The sequence below is a fragment of the Terrabacter sp. Root85 genome (assembly GCF_001429185.1).
In the GTDB taxonomy this organism is placed as follows: domain Bacteria; phylum Actinomycetota; class Actinomycetes; order Actinomycetales; family Dermatophilaceae; genus Terrabacter.
The window spans coordinates 1,166,278-1,183,636 of the sequence record NZ_LMIW01000001.1 but is presented as its reverse complement, the minus strand read 5'-3'; the positions used below and the strand labels follow the sequence as shown (position 1 = coordinate 1,183,636).

Genomic DNA, 17,359 nt, shown 5'->3' with positions numbered 1-17,359 from the left:
ACACGCACGCGACCACCTCGAACCGGGCCTTCGTCGTCTCAGGGACCGGTCGCCGGCAGGCCGTAGGCGCGGACGGCGTTGTCGCGGGCGATCATCCGGACGACCCTGCTGGCGTCCACGGCGGACCACTCGTCGGCGTCGACGAAGCCACCGACCACCCGGGCGATCGCGTTGCGCCACAAGCGTGCTCCGAGGAAGTGCAGCTCGGACGGACCACAGGCGTCCGAGCTGTAGAGCACCTGGCCGAAGGGGGCGAGCTCGAGGCTGCGAGCCACGAGCGCGGTCGCCCGCGCCCCTACGAAGTTCACCGAGAGCCCGACGTCGAGGAAGACGTTGCGGAAGGCCTGCGCGAGGTAGCCAGCCTGTCGCTCGAACGGGTAGCAGTGCAGCAGCATGACCGGCACGCGCGCGATCTCGGGCAGCCGGAGGAGGTCGGTGAGGAGCAGGGGGTCGGAGCGGCGCAGGTCCATGTCCCGGTCGCCGAGGCCGACGTGGAGCTGCAGGGGCAGTCCCAGCTCGGCCGCCTCGTGGATGCCGAAGGCGATGAGCCGCGGGTCGGTGAGTCGGACCGAGCCGGTGCGTGCCACGTCCCTGAGCCAGGCCGCGACGTGGCGTTCGACCTGGGCGTCGCTCGGACGGCTCAGGTCGACGTCGAACCCCGCACGGTAGGCGAGCACCGACTTCGCCGCGACGCCACCACGCGCCCGCTCGGCGAGCAGCGTGCGGAATGCGGCGGCATACGCCGTCGGTTCGATCCCGTCGGCCACCATCGACTCGGCGAGCGACTCGAGCCTCACGACCTCGTGGGCGCGGCCGCCGCCGGTGGCGGCGAGCTCGGTGGGCGTCAGCAGGTCGTCCGCTCGATGCCCGGTGTCGACGAGCCAGTCGCTGACCCCCGCCGCGGCGAGGAAGCGCCGGTTGACCTCGTCCTCGCCGAGCTCGGACCGCCGGGCCCAGTAGTCGTCGGGACTCGCGTGGCGGTCGAGCCCGAGCAGGGGAGCGCACCACGCACGGACCGCGAAGCCCACCTGGCTGTCGAAGGGGTCCACGTCGGGAAGCAGGGGGTCGGTGTCGGCCTCGTTGAGCGCGTCGCCGTAGGCCGCCCGGCTGGGAGCCGCTCGGAAGGCGCCGTGCACGTGGTGGTCGACGAGGGGCGTGGCGGCGAGCTCGGCGAGCAGGTCGCGTGCGGCTCCGTCGAGGCCGAGCGTCATCTCAGATCGACCAGGTGAGTCGGAGACGCTCGCAGAGCTGCTCAGGTGCGAGGCCCGCGAAGGCGTCCCGCTCGTGGCGTCGGACGGCGAGCAGGGCTGCCGCCGCCCGCTCACCGAGGACGCGCTCAGCGACCGATCCGGTGAAGGCGTCGAGAATCGCACCCTGGTCGGTCAGGACGAGCGAGAGTCCGGTCCGCGCGCGGTCGGCGTCGTCGAGCTGCCCTGTGTCGCGGACGGTTTCAGGCGGGAGCGGCAACCGGCGCTGGATGCCGTCATGGATCAGGCCGAGCAGCACCGCCGAGGCGAGGTAGGGGTTTGCCGACGGGTCCGCGAGCTTCGCCTCGATGTTCGCGCCGTGCGGGTTCGAGGGTCCGCCGGCGAGGAAACGCACTGCGGCCTCGCGGTTCTCGGCGCCCCAGCAGATCGTCGCTCCCGACCACAGACCGGGTCGGAGCCTACGACCCGAGACGATCGAGCCCGTGAGGACGGCCTGCGCCCCGATGAGCCCGTCGAGAAGCCCGGCGATGGCGTGCCCACCCCGCGTCGACAGGCGGTGCGGCGTCGTGACCGCCGGGTCGTCGAAGAGGTTGACGCCCTCGGAGGCGAGGGAGAGGTGCTGGTGCGCGCCGTTGCCGACCGTGCTGGCGAAGGGGACCGGTGAGAAGGAGGCCGCCAGGCCGTGCGCGCGGGTGACGATCCCGATGACGGTCTTGAGCAGGACCACCGAGTCCGCGGCCTCGACGGGGCCTGCCGGCGCCAGCGACACCTCGAGCTGGTGGGGGCCGTACTCCGCATGGAGCTGCTCGATCCCGAGCCCGGCAGCCGCCGCGACATCGACGATCTCGGCGATGAGCGCCGATCGGTCGACGACAACCGACAGGCCGTAGGGCGTCCACGCGCCGTGCGGGAGCGCAGAGCCGTCCGGTGCGACGAGGACGAACTCGAGCTCGTGGCCGACCCGGGCGGTCAGGCCGGCGGCGGCCAGCCGGGCGACCACCTCGGCCAGGACGTGCCGCGGCGCGGTCGGGTCCGGCTCGCCGTCCTGCGTCACCACGTGGGTGGGCCCAGCGGCCAGCCCACCGGGCAGCACGCGTACGCCCTCGGGCACGAGACGCATCCGCAGGTCGCCGACCGCGTCGTAGAACGGCGTGAACTGGATCGAGCCGTCGAGGGAGTAGCCGTGGTGGACCGGCGACATGCCGGCTCCGGCGGCGACGAAGGCGGCCGTGCGCTCGACGGGCATCGACTTCGCGTGGACGAGGTTGGAGGCGTTGGTCGCCCACCCGGCCACGACGCGTACGCCTTGGCGGGTGAGGGACTCGGTGAGGTCATCGGCGTCCGGCACGCTCGAGCTCATGACGGCAGTCTGCCCTCGCCCGACCCGTCCCGGCGCCCCAACGACCGGACCCGCGGGCCCGGGAGTGTCTCCTGACCTGTTGAAAGCCACGTCTCGCTCGCGCCGGGCCCCGCTACCATCGAAAGGAAGCGGGTCCGGCGCCGTGAGGTGGGCCGATGGGGACGAGCATTGACGTGACGCTCCACGAGCGTGGGGCCGATGCCGCGCGTGTCGACCTGCTGCACCGACAGTTCCGTCAGGAGCTGCGGCACGTGGACGCCGTCGATGTCGTGCCGTCCTCGGGACAGCTCCCCGGACCTGTCGAACCCGGCGCGCGCGGGCTGGACCCCGAGACGATGAACGCCCTGGCCGTCGCGGTGATCGGATCAGGTGGTCTCGCGGGGCTCATCTCGTCGCTGCGGGCGTGGCTCGGGCGCGCGTCCGAGGAGACGCGAAGCGTGCGGCTCGAGATCAGCGGCGACGTCATCGAGCTGTCCGGGGCCAGCTCGGTCGAGCAGGAGGACCTGCTCAGGATCTTCTTGGCGCGGCACGGGGCACCACCGCCATGAACGACACCGCGGCGGCCGGCGCCCGGCGAGCGCTCATCATCGCCAACGACACCTACGACCACGCGAGCCTCGGCCAGCTGCGCGCCCCCGAGGCCGACGCGCGCGCCCTCGCGGCCGTCCTCGGCGATCCGGAGATCGGCGGCTTCGAGGTGTCGATCGTGCACAACGCCGCCTCCTACGAGGTGCAGTCGCACATCGACGACCTCTTCACGGAGAGTCGCCCGGACGACCTGCTGCTGCTGCACTTCTCAGGCCACGGGCTCAAGAGCGACTCGGGCGAGCTGTTCGTCGCGGCGCGCAACACCCGCCCGGACCGGCTGGGCTCCACGGCGGTGCCGGCCGACTTCATCCAGCGCTGCATGCGCACCGCGCGGGCTCGCACCATCGTGCTCTTCCTCGACTGCTGCTACGGCGGTGCCTTCGGCGAGGGCGTCGCGGTTCGGGCGGCCGGTCCGGTGAACGTCATGGAGAGCTTCCCGGCCGGGCGCCTGGGAGGCGGCCGCGGGCGCGCGGTGATCAGTGCCTCGAGCGCCATGGAGTACGCGTTCGAGGGGACGACCCTGACCAGCGACCACGAGGTCCAGCCGTCGGTCTTCACCTCGGCGGTCGTGCACGGGCTGCTGACGGGCGAGGCGGACCGCGACGAGGACGGCCTCGTGTCGCTGGGCGAGCTCTACGACTACGTCTTCGACCGGGTCCGAGAACAAAATCCCCGTCAGACACCCGGGCGGGACGTCGAGATGTCCGGCGACGTCTACCTCGCGAAGAGCCGCCACAAGAAGGTGCGGCCCGTGCCGATCCCGGAGGCGATCGTGGCGGCCCTGCGTGAGCCCGACCCGACCTACCGACGCGGTGCCGTCGTCGAGCTCCGCGACCGGCTCGGACACCCCGACCTGGGCGTTGCGCTCGGCGCACTCGAGGCGCTCCAGGCCGTCGCCCGTGCCGACACGAAGTCCGTGGCCGACGATGCCGCCGCTGTCATCGACGCCTCGGCACCCCGGGTCAGCCCTCCGGCCCTGGACTTCGGCGAGATCGCCTTCGGGGCTGCGGTCGCTGTCGAGCGCGAGCTGCAGGTGGCCGGCGTGCCGCTGGCACGAGAGGTCCGCGTCGAGGCCGACCCACCGCTCAGCGCTGTCGTGGACGGTTCCGTCGTGACCGTGACCTTCTCCCCGACCGACAGGCCGTATGCCGGCAGCCTCACCCTGACGAGTCCGACGGGGTCCGTCATCGTGCCGGTCACCGCCTCGGTCGGACGTCGGACCGGGTTCCTCGAGTCACCTCCACGCCCGCCCGAGCCCGCAGCGACCGCGGCCAGCGTGACGGACCCCGACTCCCACTCCGGACCCGATGACGAGCAGTTCGTCGGTCGACGACTCCGGCCCGTCGAGACCTCACGCGACGACGCGTCGGTGTCAGGGCCTGCGTCGGCGTCGTCGGCCACCGTCGTGGGACCGACCGCTGCGCCGGCGGAAGCCGAGTCGGTATCCCCGCCCCAACCGTCCGCTCCACCCGCGACACCCGACGAGCCTGCCGTCCCCAGCGACCTTCCCGCGCAGCCCGACCCCGTCACGGCCGCCGCGGCACACCGCACGACGGCGCCTGTGTGGCGACGAGTCGCGGGTGGGGCGACCCTCGTCGGTGGGCTGCTCCTCCTCCTGAGCATCTTCCTGCCCTGGTTCGACGGCGGGACCTACGCCGACAACGCACCCGAGCAGCTCCCCGCAGCAATCACCCGTGGCCTGCTGGCTCTGGCCGCCGGGGTCACGATGCTCGTGCCCCGTGTCAGGGCAGCAGTGGCGGTGGCGCTGCTCACCTCGACCGGCGCCGCCTGCGGTGCAGGCTCGCTCACCCTCGTCGGGGTGTTCAACGCGTCCGGCGCCGACCGCGTCGACATCGGCTGGCTGGTGGCGTTGGTCGGTGAGCTCCTCGTCGGCGCAACAGCGCTCGCGACCCTGCTGGCCGTGACGTCGCGGACACGGGTGCCGTTCCGACGGTTCGACCAGCGTGCCTGGACATCGGTCGTGGCCCTGGGTCTCGGGATCGCCACGACCGCCGTCTTCATCGCGTACGCCTCTCACGTCGCGGACCAGGCCTCGACGTACTGGGGGGCCGTCACCTTGGTCTGGGGTCTGTTGACGTTGGCGTTCACCGTGTCCGCAGTGCTGCTCGAACGCGCTGTCGGGCGGGTCCTGCTCGGTGGCTGGACCGTGGGCGCTCTCAGCTTTGTGGTCTCGGAGTGGATGTACTACACCCGCATGGACATCGACCCGCACGCCGTCCCGGCACTCACGCTCATGTGCCTCGTGCTCCTGCTGTCAGCACTGGCGCTACCTGGCGAGCCGGTCGACCGGATACCACCTGCGGCCACCTGATCGCGCGCACGACCCTGGCCCGCAAACACGACGACCCCGCCCGAGACGGACGAGGTCGTTGCTGGTGGAGCCAAGGGGACTCAAACCCCTAACCCCCTGCTTTGCAAACTCGGCGCAAGGATCGCGGGTTACAGCGTCCAGGTGTGGCGGGCGCCGTGGATTGTCTGTTGAAGGCACCAGCAGCTGGGCCTGTTGCAGTACTTCGTTGCAGTACGCAAGGAAGCCGGAGGCAGGGGGACGCCTGACGTTATTTGCGAAGAAGCAGTCCAGCAACAGCCCTGTTGATTACGTCGAGGCCCTCTCGCGTGACGGTGGATCCGCCGCCACTCACCGTGCCGCGGCTGTCACAGTCGGCGGTCCAAGGGAGGCCAGCCTTGCGGGCAAGGGCTTCCCCGATCTCCGGCATGGATCCAAGCGGGACGCCGCACTGGCGAGCGGCGGCCTCGAAGATGTGCGACGGCAAACTGCTGCCTACACCGACGGGAACGGTTGGGACGCCCAGCTGACGGCAGAGCCGATCCAACTGATCTTGTTTAGCCTGGCCGCCCTGCAGTCCTGTTCCGCGCACGCCGTTGAAAGCGCTGTCGTCGACACCGCGACACATCGAGCACCACTGCGGGTTCATGCCATGCCGACACTCGTCACTCATGGAACTGAACCTACCTCCCCGCCGGGGACGGCAAGCCCGACGGGGGCGAGGTCGACCCTTGCGGCGTGCGCGTCTGCCCGCGAGCTCGAGGCGAGAGCACTGTGACCAGCATGGTGAGGATCAAGGCGAGATGGCCCCGCGACCCGCATCGACGTAGGCTCGCCGGGTGGTTGAGCAGTGGGTCAGCACCCGTGCCGGGTCCCACCTCGCCGGCCGGAGGCGAACGAGCACCGCGCCTGAGGTGCTCCTGCGGAAGGCCGTGCATGCCATCGGAGGCCGCTTTCGCCTTCACCCTCGCATTGCCAAGGGATGCACGCCTGACTTCGTTCTACCGCGCCGACGCATCGCCGTCTTCGTGGACGGGTGCTTCTGGCATGGCTGCCCAGATCACGGACGGAAGAGACCTTGGACCGGACCGAACGCGTCCCTCTGGGAAGACAAGATGCGCCGAAATGCCGAGCGCGACAAGCGGTCCACTGAGCTCGCCGAGGCGTACGGCTGGCACGTCGTGCGGGTGTGGGAGTGCCGCGTTCAGGACGACCCAACAGCGGTCGCCAAACTCCTTCTGGCCTGACGGGGCATGTTGCGACCAACGTTGTCGGCGGCTTGTGGTGGGCTGCCTCGCAGCATCGATCAACCAACTACAAGCGCATCGGGTCGGCCTCCGGGATGTGCATCAACGGAGGTATGACTTGCCATGATGGACGCCTCGCCCCTGGGCTCCGCTTACCCCGCGCGGGAGCTTGACCCAGCTGAAATCTCAGCTAAGCTTTCTTCTATGCCAAAGGGATTCGCACCGTTCACCTATGTGGATCTATTCGCTGGCATCGGCGGCTTTCACGCCATGCTGGATCACGCCGGCGGTCGGTGCGTCTACGTCTCCGAGATCGACCCCGAAGCGCGCCAGACCTACATCCGCAACTGGGTGGACCCTCTGCCTGAGACGCACCAGCCGATCGTCAACACCGACATCACCATCGCGACGCCCGACGACGGACCCGTTGAGGTCCCAGCCCACGACGTCCTCGCAGCCGGATTCCCGTGCCAGCCCTTCTCGAAGTCCGGCTATCAGCGCGGTATGGACGAGGCACGGGGCACCCTGTTCTGGAACATCGCGCGGATCCTCGAGGAGCGCACTCCGGCGGTCGTTCTCCTGGAGAACGTTCGCAACCTTGCGGGCCCGCGCCATCGCCATGAGTGGGATGTCATCATCCAGACGCTGCGCGAGCTTGGGTACCGAGTGTCGTCGACGCCGTCGGTTTTCTCACCGCACTTCCTGCCGCCTTCGCTGGGTGGAACGCCCCAGGTCCGAGACCGGGTGTTCATTCTCGGCACGTACGTTGGTCCAGAGCGGGCCATGGCGGAGGTTGACGTTCCGCCCACTGTTGTTCGCGCCCCCGTTGACGGATGGAGTGTGCAGGATTGGGACGCTGACTGGATCCTCGACAACGACTCAACGATCCCGAACCTGTCCAAGTACCAACTCACGGGCGACGAGACCGAGTGGATCAACGTCTGGGACGACCTGGTGCAGCGCATGTGGTCCGCTCGCGGTACACGCCTCCCGGGCTTCCCCCTGTGGGCGGATGCCTGGATTCCGGAGCGAGGACTTGACCCCATTGAGCTGGACGCCCTGCCGCGCTGGAAGGCTGACTTCCTCATAAAGAATGCCCGGTTCTACGACGAGCACCGCGACATCATCGATGATTGGAAAAAAGCCAACCGCTCCTTCGCCAAGTTCCCGGAGTCGCGGCGCAAGCTGGAGTGGCAGGCGCAGGACACCGGATCGCTGTGGGAGACGGTCATGCACCTCCGGCCATCAGGCATCCGCGCCAAGGCACCGACCTACCTGCCGGCCTTGGTTGCAATCACCCAGACTTCGATCATCGGCAGCCGCAGACGTCGTCTGACGCCGCACGAAGCCGCCCGCCTACAGGGCTTCTCTCGCTCCTTCTCGTTTGGGGACCAGCGGGACCAGGCCTCGTACAAGCAGGTAGGCAACGGTGTGGCCGTCGGAGCGGCATGGCATGTCTTTCGGACACATGTCGAGCAGAGTGCTGCGGATCTACCCGGCCGGCTCGTCAAGGCTGTGCTGAGTGCCACTCTGAGCCCAAGCGGGGATGCGTTGTCGCCTGCCGCTCACCTGCACGAATCGAGCATGTCCCAAGGCCACCCAGTGGCCACACAGCGCGTGGGCTAGCTTCTCGGCATGGCAGCATCTTTGACCGCTCCTTTCTAGGACAGAGAGGACACCGATGGTTAGGGTTCGAGGGTGTCTGACGAGCCGCACCTACCGATCGACATCAGAATCCCGAGCCCGCGGGTCGAGGTGGTTGTCGGCAGAACTAATCATGGCTACGCAACAGCACCAGCTGACTCCACCTCGGACTTCGCGCAGCTGAAGCAGGCATTTGCCGCCGACCCACAGTTGGCGCAGGAACTCCAGTGGCTGCTGCACATCGCTGTCGAGAACTTCAACCCGTCCAGTCGAGCTAACCGGTTCATCATCGGGGCGCTGGTCGAGTGGGGCATCGCTCTCGCCGCCTTCTCGGCGGGCATCCTTACGCTTCCACAAGGGCACGACGCTGACGGGGACGACGTCGCAGGACTGCGTGACGCTGCCAAGTATCGCTGGTCGGTCAAGTCTTCGTTCTCCAAGCAGCGCAGTTACCAGTTCATCGTTCAGAATGTCCGCGGTCGAAAGGAAGAAGGCAGGACGGAGGGCAAGATGGAGGAGACGCTCTTTCTTCACCCGCTGCTCCCTGGGATCGTGCACGTCGACCCTCTGGAACATCAGCAGGTCCTTACCTCTCTCAGGTTCGACGGCGACGCATGGGTCCTCCCCCTGCAAGCCCTTCAAGACCACGCCCAAGCGTGCCCCGACCACGTCATCCCATTAGTCGTGCCGCCAAATCCAGGGGCGAAGGAGGTGGATCCGGCTATGGACATCATCCGCGCGCTCGTGATGCAGCCACACTTCCAACGACTCGGTTCCGCTTTCCGTCAGCAAGCTGCAAAATCCCGCTCTGATGTCGTCGAGAGGCTTCAGGAAGTCAAGCGCATGGAGCAGCAAGGGTTGTTGTCCGCCGCGCAGGCGCAAGCGGCAATCAATGCCGTCCTTGGCATGATGGATAACTAGTTGCGCTAAACACAGTCACACCAAAAGAGACACGCAGTTTACTGGACCCGCAATGGGCTGCAATAGAGGGGATATCATGGCAACGCAACCGGTTCTCTGGCGACTGTCCAGACTCGCGACCGTCAAGACTGGCCCAGCCCTGGAAGATCCCATCTCCTTCGAAGTTCCGGAGTTCCAGCGATCGCTTGTGTGGCCTCCCAAGAAGCGACAAGAACTGATCGACTCGATCGTGTCAGGGTATCCGATCGGCGCCCTCCTGTTGAGTGAGCGAACCAAACGCCGCGTTACTATCAATGGCAAGTCCGTCGACTCTCCGGTGTATGCGATCGTAGATGGCTTGCAGCGAGCGAACACCATCGCTGACCACCTCCTAGCCCCGTTCGCCGAGGCCACAGCGCAACTGCTGCCCGTGGACCAAGTGGGCAAGCTTGCTGCGGAACTGCGGGCCCTATTCAAACGAAAGCCTCCGACCGACGAGGCGGTCAGTAACGCGATTGTCGAGTGGCTTAGGACCGTTAAGAAGGTCGACCGAACGGCCTTCGAGTGGTCGAAACTGGTCGAAAGCGTTTGTGCTCAACTAGGCCTCCCCGAGACTACAAAGGCCCAAGACAAGAAACTGCAGGTGCACGTTCTGGAACTGCTGAAGCAGATTGAGGCCCGCGTCGACATCGGTACATATGAGATCCCAGTTCTCATCTATTCGGGACCGGATGGGGCACTCCCTGAGATCTTCGAACGCATTAACACGCAGGGCACGATCTTGTCCAAGTACGAGATCTTCGCCGCTGCGTGGGTTGGCATGAAGGTGCGCGTCGCCGATAAGGAGATTCGCGCAGCGATCGACGGACGCTATGCCAAGTTGGAAAGCGAGGGGTATACCGTCGACAGGTCCCAGGTCGCTAACGAGGCTAGTCTGTTCGAGTACCTATTCGGCCTCAGTCAGGTACTGGGCAAGAAATTTCCACGCCTGTTCTCTGCATCCGCAGCCGAGGCGAGCAAGTCGTCTTCTGCCTTCCCCTTGGTCGCCCTAGTCCTAGGCTTGCGCTTGGAAGACATGGACGAGATCCCCAGCCAGCTCGAGAAGGACGGGCGGGGCCGATACAAGCTCGATGCTGTCACTGAGTGCATCCTCAAGGCCGCCAAGCTGGTTGACGAGACGCTCGCTCCATTCCTTGCCCTGTCGCTGACCAAGGAGTCCAGTGCTCTAGCACACGGTGAGCTGCAGATAGTCAGCATGGTCGCCGCGGCCGCAGCGCACGGCTATGACCGGGCCTCGAACTACTCGCGCCGTCCGGGCGCGGCGGCCAAGGAGCAAAAGTTGCGGGCAGCCTTCCCGCAGCACTACCTGATCGACATCATGCGCCAGACGTGGCGAGGGCCGCTCTACACGTACGCATACGAACGAGTGTGGGACTCAACTGGCGCGCCATCAGATCACTACGCTTCCGTGCATAGCAAGGAGGAGTGGTCGAACGCTATGGGGGTTTGGCTCACTGAGCAGTTATCGGAGGCAGCGACCAAGAGGCCAAATGTGTCATCGAGCGACAAGGTCATCTTGAAGTTCCTCTACTCCAAGAAAATCTCGGTGCACGATCAAGCAAAGAATCAGTACGATGTCGAGCATCTGATTCCCGTCGATCGAGTCCTCAAGATGACGCTCGGCGCTGGCCAGACCGGATGGCCCTTGGGGGCTTTGGGAAACCTCGCCCTTCTTGAGCGGTCGGTGAACCGAAAAAAGCAGTCGGAAACTATTGATGAGTACTTCAACCGCACCAGCAGGGCGCCCAGCTCAGCAGAACAAACGGAGATAGAGGCGCTCCTGTTCTGCGCCGCGGCTGACACCGCAATCCCAAAGGTTAATGGCAAAGACTCCATGACCGACGCACAGTACCGCGCGCTCGTGAAGAAGCGATGGACGAGAATGCAGGCCCAGTTGGCCAAGAACCTGGAGATTATCCCGTAGCCGCCGAGGACGGCGCGCCAGCGCCGCCCGCAGGGGCTCCCGCGGCGCAGCCGCGCCTTGATGAATAAGAGGCCAATTTAGCAATGGCACTCCAGACAAGACACACTCCAGGCAAGCCACGCTCCGGCGCGAGTCCTGGCTGCTCCCGACGCTCAGGGTCGCTGACCCAGCCTGCGTCTTGCTCGGCCCAGTTGAGCTCGATTGCTCTAGGTACGGCAGGGCTGTCGGCCATAGGCCGGCTGTGCCCGCGGTGGTTGCAGTGAGAGGACGTTCTTAGCCAACAAATGAGGGGAGTCAACGGGCCGGGGCCTGGCTCCGACGTCACGGTCCGCCAAGTGGGGTGGCCGAGCCGTTCGGCCACTGGATCACGCCAGCAACCTTGTGGCTATCGGGTGCGCACGCCGATCACTAGCGGTAGCGTGTGGGTGGATGCCACACGGGCCTCCTCACGGGGTGAATCAAGAGGGGGCCCTCATCCTTACGAACCTCCTACCCGGGCTACGAGAACTTCGTGTGCCGCTTGGTTGTGGTGCGGCTTGGCTCGCATCTTTTTACCTGCTAATGGCCTGGCGATTCCCCGACGCGCTCGACTCGCTAGTGGCACCATTTAGGGGCTTGGCCTGGCCGGAATGGCTGGGTCAGGGCGCAGCGCTCTCCATCACGGCATTCGCGGCCTTCCTCGTGGGGAGCGTGTTGGATGTTTCCCCGGACAAGGGGATCACGAAAGCTCTAGTTTCGCGACTCGATCGGCACTTCGGAGCCAATTACACTGACTATGAAGCGTCCAGCGATTGGGCTTTTGGAAGAACACGAAGGGCGTTGGGTGAAATGCGGGAGGTGATAGATCCCGAATTGATGGATGAGCTGGAAGCAGAGTTGGCGGCGAAACGAGCCACCGACCATGCCACGCTCAAGACAGAACTTTTGTCAGCTAACAAGGAGATCTACTCGACGTGTGACCGGTACGAGAGTGAGGCCGCGTTTCGGTTGAGTCTCCTGCTGCCCCTGCTGATCCTCGCGTTGTCTGCTGCTTCCAAATTTCCGTTGTGGATGGCGATCTTGATCGTTGCGTGCGCATGCGTCTTGGGGCTGCGTGGCCTGTCTTTGGCCATCTCAGCACGGAGCCTGGTACGACAGGCGTGTCTCAGCGGCCTACTTGCGCACCCGCTGACCGCTCTGGAGTCAAGGGTCTCCACCCTAAAGGCGACCCACCCCGCTCCAACCCTGGAAGGCGGCACGAAGTGATGCGGCGTGTTGGTTCCCTCGACGCGGTCGCGGGCCGTATCGTGAATCATCGCCCCGGTTCGCAGGAGGCCAGTTGTGACACAGTTAAAGTTCGAGCTGGATGAGCCGATGTTCCACGCCGTTGACTTCGGTCACTTTCGAGCCGCCCATGCTGCAGACGATGCGGACCTGTCCTTGGTGTACGAAAGAGTGAACGCGGTTTGGGAGGATTGGCGACCCTTTCTCCAAGATCACCCCCAGCCGAGCATTTCCGGGTCGTCGGCCCTGGCTCCGGAGATTCTCGCGACAGTGCTCAGAGACAGGCTCGGTGTGGGCAACGGCCCGATCCCCAACGTCAACTGGGTCTTGTCAAACTTGGGGATTGTCTTGGGAAAGATGCCACAAACTTCCGAGAATATCAGTGCATTTTCATGCTGGGTGTTCGATCAGCCGTTGGTCTTGGTAAAGACGGAGGGTGGGGGTCGAAAGCGTGTACGTTTCGACGCCGCTCACGAGCTGGGGCACCTGCTGATGCACCGAGAATTTGCCCCTTCCAAGCTCGCCGAGAAGCAAGCAAATCGCTTTGCTGGATCTCTGCTTATCCCTGCACAAGCACTGCCAGCAACCGGAATTAAGCCATTCGCGTGGCAAGTCGTAGAGTCGATCAGTGAGGCTTTTGGAGTCACGAGACTAGCCGCTCTCAAACGTGCTGAGGAACTTAGGCTTATCAGTGAGCCAGTATACAGAGCGGCTTTGATCCACGCTTCACGGCTGGGATGGAACAAGCGGGATCCGGAGGATGAGGGTTTGCCTGAGTCCACTCCGGATACACCCGGCTTTTCGTTCCGGCACCACGACTCTTTCTGAATCTCGGAGGCCAGTCATTGTGACCGATCTCGCGCTGCCCCCGACTCTCCTGCCGAAAACGGCAGATACAACGACATATCTGTCAATCCCCCTGGCGGTCGATCTGACACGGAGAAGCAACTGGTTTCAGGGAGATCGTCAGTGGATCTTTAGGATGATGCGCTTGCACCTAGTGCTCGAGCACTCTTGGGTCAGCCGTGATAGGTGCCTGTCGCGAGTAGACCCGACAGAACTTAGTCCGAGTGCCACTTCTCCAAAGCGCTATTTAGTCGTTTCGCCGGTCCCCGACATTCGTGAGACCGTACGAAACTCGGTTCTCCGGCCGGGCACAGCTTCCTCGCTGTCGGAGGCGTTGTCAGCGTACGAGACGACGGATGGAGTGCGGTCGCGCGTTCGTGAGGCTAGGGATGACGTGAAATCTGCCATCCTGCCAGACTATTGGCGGCAGCCGGATGAACTCACGGCGGAGAGGAGGCATCAAGTCTTCTCCGTAAAGACTTCCACGCCTCGACCTTCGGCCCTAACGCATGTTAGAACTGAGACTGACGTTTATCTTTCGTACGTTGATTTCCTTCGTGTGGAGTACCGCTTGGGGATGTCTCATCTTCGGGTGAGGCGAACCAAGGTGCCTAAAGTTGTCGTGCAGAAGAATGCTAAGGTTAATGAAATCGACATGCAAGGACAATCTTTGGGGAGGTTTTCCCACTGGAGCGCCGATGGAGTCGTTGGAGATGTAAGTCCGGAGACCCCTTTCGGCAACCCTTTCGGCGTATCAAGGAGTGGCGGCCTCCCCTCAAGTTCTAAATTCGGTCGCCACGGCTTCGAGAAGAGGCCAAGTCTGTATCAGATTTCGAACGTCTCCTTCTCACTGAGGCCGGAACTGTCGGAGGAGCAGGAATGGAGTGAGGATATGCTCAGCGAGTTGGGCCTCGATGTCGGGGATAGACACGCTTGGTTGAGCCACATTACGCGTGATCTCAATGATGTTTCGCGTAACCTACGCCGGAGCAGTCCTCGCAATAGGAGCATTGACTCGGAACTGTGGAAGCGATAAGCGCGCGCGGCATCCGCTTTGCCTTGGATCCGGCCCGCTGATCTTTGCGGTAGTTCACCTCGGCGGCGATCGCCTGTGAGCTTGCATCGGAGAAGCGGCCTCAATAGCTGGGCTCTTCGTACCTGAGACGGGCGGGTGGACACGCCGCGCTAGTGATTCGCTGAGGTGGGGTCGAGGCCCCCAGGAGGTGGAACGACCGAGAGCCGGATCTTCCGAGGACCTCGACGATGACCGAGCTCGCTTCGTGCTGTGCTGCAGTGTTCCCTGACCAACAACTGCGACAACTGCGACGCGCTGGTCGGCCTCGAGGGCCTGCACGGTGATCGAGGTCGAACCAGAATCTGGCAGGCTCACCGTCACGGCTGAGTCCGCGCCGCAACTGGCGGGCTGCCCGTCCTATGACGTGGTGGCGGTCTGAACCGCCCCGGGATGTCGGGAGACTTTGGGGTGTCCCGGGTTTTATGGAGCACGAGTTCGTGGCTGGAGTCTGCGCATTTACGAAGACGATTAGCAGAACTAGCCCATGAGCCGGATCCCAGCGACCAGGATGACCCGCGTGTCGACAACGCTCACACCTGAGGCCGATCCGACGTTCCAAATCGAGGCCACCAGTTCGTGGTTTCTAGTCTGCCGTGTCCTGGGTTCTGATGCTGGGCAACGTGTCGATGTCGCGGTTGCGGAGCCGGTAGCTGGCGCCTTTGAGGGTGAGGACGTCGGCGTGGTGGACGACGCGGTCGGTCATCGCGGCGGCGACGGCTTGGTCACCGAAGACACCTCCCCAGCCGCTGAACGGCAGGTTGGAGGTGAGGATCAGCGAGGCGTGTTCGTAGCGGGATGAGACGAGCTGGAAGAACAGGTTCGCGGCGTCTTGCTCGAAGGGCAGGCAGCCGACTTCGTCGACGATGATCAGTCCGTAGCGCCGCAGCCGCGTGAGCTCTTGCGGGAGCCGGCCGGCGCGGTGGGCCTCGGTCAGGCGGGTGACCCACTCGGTCGCGGTCGCGAACGGGACCCGGTGTCCGTGGTGCGCGGCGGCGATGCCCGGGCCGGTGGCCAGGTGGGTCTTGCCGGTGCCGGGCGGGCCGAGTAGCACGACGTTGCGGGCCTCGGTGAGGAAGCCGCCGGAGGCGAGTGCGGCGATCTGCTGACGGACCGCGGGTTGGGCGTCCCAGTCGAACTCTTCGATCGTCTTCCTTGCGGCGAACCCGGCGGCCCGGATGCGTAGCTGTGCGCCGGATGCGTTGCGGGCTGCGACTTCACGGTCCAGCACTGCGGCGAGGTATTCCTCGTGGGTCCATCCCGCGTCGCGGGCGTGGTCGGCCAGCCGCGCGGCGGCCTCGATGATCCGGGGCGCTTTCAACGCCGACGCCAAGTAGGTCAGCTGCTTGAGCGGCTCGCTGCCGTTGCTCTTCGCCTTGTTGGTCCTGGTGGTCATCAGGCCACCTCACCATCGGCGAGCCCGCCGTCGAGGAGCCCGAGCGCGCGGTCGTAGTTGGCCAGGTCGCGCGCCAAGCCCTCCTGGGGATCCGGCGCTGGTCGGGGTCGCTGGAACTGCTCGCGCAGCACCTTGGTCGCGGCGACGTGGACGGGATCGGTGATGGTCATGCCGCGTGCCCAGACTCGGTCGTGAGCGGCGACGAGGCGTCCTTCGTGGCGCACCTCGACCCTGGCCAGGTCCGCGGTCAGGTCGACGAACCGGCCGATCACCGCCGGGTCGACCGAGTAGTCCGACGAGTCGACGCGGACGTAGTAGTTACGACCCAAACGGACCCGGTTAACCCAACCCACGGTCGGCGCCACGGGCGGCAGGGGAAGCATCGCCGCCCTGTCGACATCGAGCAGCTCGACCGGACGAGCCTTGGTGGTGCGCACGATCCGGGCGTTCGCGATGGTGAGCCAGTCGGCGAACTGGGTGTTGAAGTCGGCCGGTGACTCGAAGGTCCGGCCCGGCATGAAGAAGGTCTCGAAGAACCCGTTGCGACGCTCCACCACGCCCTTGGACTCGGGGTCGTAGGGGTTCAACCGCTGCAGCGTGGTAGCCAGTGTGCCGGTGAACGCCCCCACGCCTTCGGCGTGCCTCTTGCCGCGGCCGATGCCGGACTCGTTGTCCCAGATCAGCCTGCGTGGGACTCGGCCGAGGCGCTGGAGCCGCACCCACATGCCGAGCAGCAGATCCTCGGTGTGCCGGGTCGGGATCATCCGGCCGACCATGAACCGTGAGTGGGCCGCGGTGATCACCATGACCGGCAGCAGGACCTTCGAGCCGTCCTCGAGCGGGATCTTCTTGGGCGGGAACCACAGGTCGCACTGCGCCGCGTCCCCGGGCAGCCACGCCAACCAGTCCGCGGGGTCGACCGGCCGATACTGCGGACGCAATCGTCGGACGTTGTCACGGAACCACGTGATCGACCCGCCACAGCAGACCCGCTCGGCGATCACCGTGGCCGGCATGTCCGGCGTCGCCGCGAGCAGTTGCCGCATCAGCGACTCGAACGGCGTGAACGACGTCGGCACCGCCGGCCGCTCGTACTTCGGCGGCCGATCCGAGGCCAACGCCCGCGCCACCGTCGACCGTCCGACCCCGAGATCCTTGGCTACCTGGCGCTGCGGAACACCGTCCGCGACCAGCCGCCCGATCAGAGCCCAATCCTCCACTGAGATCACCCAACCAATCTGTCTGGGTGGCCTCGTTTTCGACCGTCGCTATGGCCTTGTTTTCAAGCGTCGTCGACACCGCGGAGAATGCGGACGAGTCCGCGCCGGAAGAGGATGGGCAGCCCACACTCAGAACTCGCTCCACGAGGCGCCGAGACGACCTGGCTCGTGGTCGAGGCGCCAGCCTTCTGAGCACTGCTGCATCCGCAGGCGTCTGGCGACCTCGGCACAGCTGGGGCAGCGCCACTCGCGGACCGAGCGGCATGGCTCACGACGACGGTGTGCTCCCCGGTCTCTCGGTCCGTCACGCGATGGAGCAGGGG

Annotated in this window: 13 protein-coding genes; 8 read left to right on the top strand and 5 right to left on the bottom strand. The window is 65.5% G+C overall.

Annotated elements, in window-relative coordinates:
- Nucleotides 1–38: 38 nt before the first annotated feature.
- Together ASE25_RS05550 and ASE25_RS05545 are read right to left on the bottom strand one after the other, a co-directional pair.
- A complete protein-coding gene (locus ASE25_RS05550; RefSeq protein ID WP_056823417.1) occupies nt 39–1,211 on the bottom strand; it encodes an amidohydrolase family protein in 1,173 nt (390 codons plus the stop codon).
- Between the two features lies 1 nt (nt 1,212).
- Nucleotides 1,213–2,568, bottom strand: coding sequence for a glutamine synthetase family protein (locus ASE25_RS05545; RefSeq protein ID WP_056823414.1), 1,356 nt, complete (start codon nt 2,566–2,568; stop codon nt 1,213–1,215).
- Nucleotides 2,569–2,723: 155 nt separating this feature from the next.
- Between ASE25_RS05545 and ASE25_RS05540 the strand changes: the two genes are divergently transcribed.
- Together ASE25_RS05540 and ASE25_RS05535 are read left to right on the top strand one after the other, a co-directional pair.
- Nucleotides 2,724–3,116, top strand: coding sequence for a hypothetical protein (locus ASE25_RS05540; protein WP_157623328.1), 393 nt, complete (start codon nt 2,724–2,726; stop codon nt 3,114–3,116).
- A complete protein-coding gene (locus tag ASE25_RS05535) occupies nt 3,113–5,488 on the top strand; it encodes a caspase family protein (protein ID WP_056823411.1) in 2,376 nt (791 codons plus the stop codon). The genes ASE25_RS05540 and ASE25_RS05535 overlap by 4 nt, the downstream gene beginning before the upstream one ends.
- Before the next feature lie 247 nt (nt 5,489–5,735).
- Here ASE25_RS05535 and ASE25_RS22655 read toward each other — a convergent pair whose 3' ends face one another.
- The gene (locus ASE25_RS22655; RefSeq protein WP_157623327.1) at nt 5,736–6,137 is read right to left on the bottom strand and encodes a hypothetical protein; all 402 of its coding nucleotides are present in this window, start codon (nt 6,135–6,137) and stop codon (nt 5,736–5,738) included.
- 166 nt (nt 6,138–6,303) lie between these two features.
- Between ASE25_RS22655 and ASE25_RS23755 the strand changes: the two genes are divergently transcribed.
- The 6 genes from ASE25_RS23755 to ASE25_RS22250 all read left to right on the top strand — a co-directional run bounded on the left by ASE25_RS23755 (nt 6,304) and on the right by ASE25_RS22250 (nt 13,330).
- Nucleotides 6,304–6,711, top strand: coding sequence for a very short patch repair endonuclease (locus tag ASE25_RS23755; RefSeq protein ID WP_056823408.1), 408 nt, complete (start codon nt 6,304–6,306; stop codon nt 6,709–6,711).
- Between the two features lie 204 nt (nt 6,712–6,915).
- Nucleotides 6,916–8,337: a DNA cytosine methyltransferase gene (locus ASE25_RS05525; protein WP_056823406.1), complete on the top strand. Its 1,422-nt coding sequence runs from the start codon at nt 6,916–6,918 to the stop codon at nt 8,335–8,337.
- 72 nt (nt 8,338–8,409) lie between these two features.
- Nucleotides 8,410–9,276 (top strand): hypothetical protein, encoded by an 867-nt coding sequence (locus ASE25_RS05520; RefSeq protein ID WP_056823403.1) that lies wholly within the window; start codon nt 8,410–8,412, stop codon nt 9,274–9,276.
- A gap of 76 nt (nt 9,277–9,352) precedes the next feature.
- Nucleotides 9,353–11,239, top strand: coding sequence for a DUF262 domain-containing protein (locus ASE25_RS05515; RefSeq protein ID WP_162260587.1), 1,887 nt, complete (start codon nt 9,353–9,355; stop codon nt 11,237–11,239).
- Nucleotides 11,240–11,854: 615 nt separating this feature from the next.
- A complete protein-coding gene (locus tag ASE25_RS05510; RefSeq protein WP_157623326.1) occupies nt 11,855–12,484 on the top strand; it encodes a hypothetical protein in 630 nt (209 codons plus the stop codon).
- A 75-nt stretch (nt 12,485–12,559) separates the two neighbouring features.
- Entirely contained in the window at nt 12,560–13,330 is a 771-nt protein-coding gene (locus ASE25_RS22250) for an ImmA/IrrE family metallo-endopeptidase (RefSeq protein ID WP_082622696.1), read from the top strand.
- Between the two features lie 1,676 nt (nt 13,331–15,006).
- Here the strand turns inward: ASE25_RS22250 and istB are convergent.
- The gene (gene istB / locus ASE25_RS05505) at nt 15,007–15,816 is read right to left on the bottom strand and encodes an IS21-like element helper ATPase IstB (RefSeq protein WP_056823395.1); all 810 of its coding nucleotides are present in this window, start codon (nt 15,814–15,816) and stop codon (nt 15,007–15,009) included.
- Nucleotides 15,816–17,045, bottom strand: coding sequence for an IS21 family transposase (gene istA / locus ASE25_RS05500; protein ID WP_200958982.1), 1,230 nt, complete (start codon nt 17,043–17,045; stop codon nt 15,816–15,818). The genes istB and istA overlap by 1 nt, the downstream gene beginning before the upstream one ends.
- Nucleotides 17,046–17,359 lie beyond the last annotated feature (314 nt).

What these genes read in the sequence shown, in the direction of transcription:
- ASE25_RS05550 (WP_056823417.1), bottom strand. Translation starts at nt 1,211, where the DNA reads ATGACGCTCGGCCTCGACGGAGCCGCACGCGACCTGCTCGCCGAGCTC.
- ASE25_RS05545 (WP_056823414.1), bottom strand. Translation starts at nt 2,568, where the DNA reads ATGAGCTCGAGCGTGCCGGACGCCGATGACCTCACCGAGTCCCTCACC.
- ASE25_RS05540 (WP_157623328.1), top strand. Translation starts at nt 2,724, where the DNA reads ATGGGGACGAGCATTGACGTGACGCTCCACGAGCGTGGGGCCGATGCC.
- ASE25_RS05535 (WP_056823411.1), top strand. Translation starts at nt 3,113, where the DNA reads ATGAACGACACCGCGGCGGCCGGCGCCCGGCGAGCGCTCATCATCGCC.
- ASE25_RS22655 (WP_157623327.1), bottom strand. Translation starts at nt 6,137, where the DNA reads ATGAGTGACGAGTGTCGGCATGGCATGAACCCGCAGTGGTGCTCGATG.
- ASE25_RS05525 (WP_056823406.1), top strand. Translation starts at nt 6,916, where the DNA reads ATGCCAAAGGGATTCGCACCGTTCACCTATGTGGATCTATTCGCTGGC.
- ASE25_RS05515 (WP_162260587.1), top strand. Translation starts at nt 9,353, where the DNA reads ATGGCAACGCAACCGGTTCTCTGGCGACTGTCCAGACTCGCGACCGTC.
- istB (WP_056823395.1), bottom strand. Translation starts at nt 15,816, where the DNA reads ATGACCACCAGGACCAACAAGGCGAAGAGCAACGGCAGCGAGCCGCTC.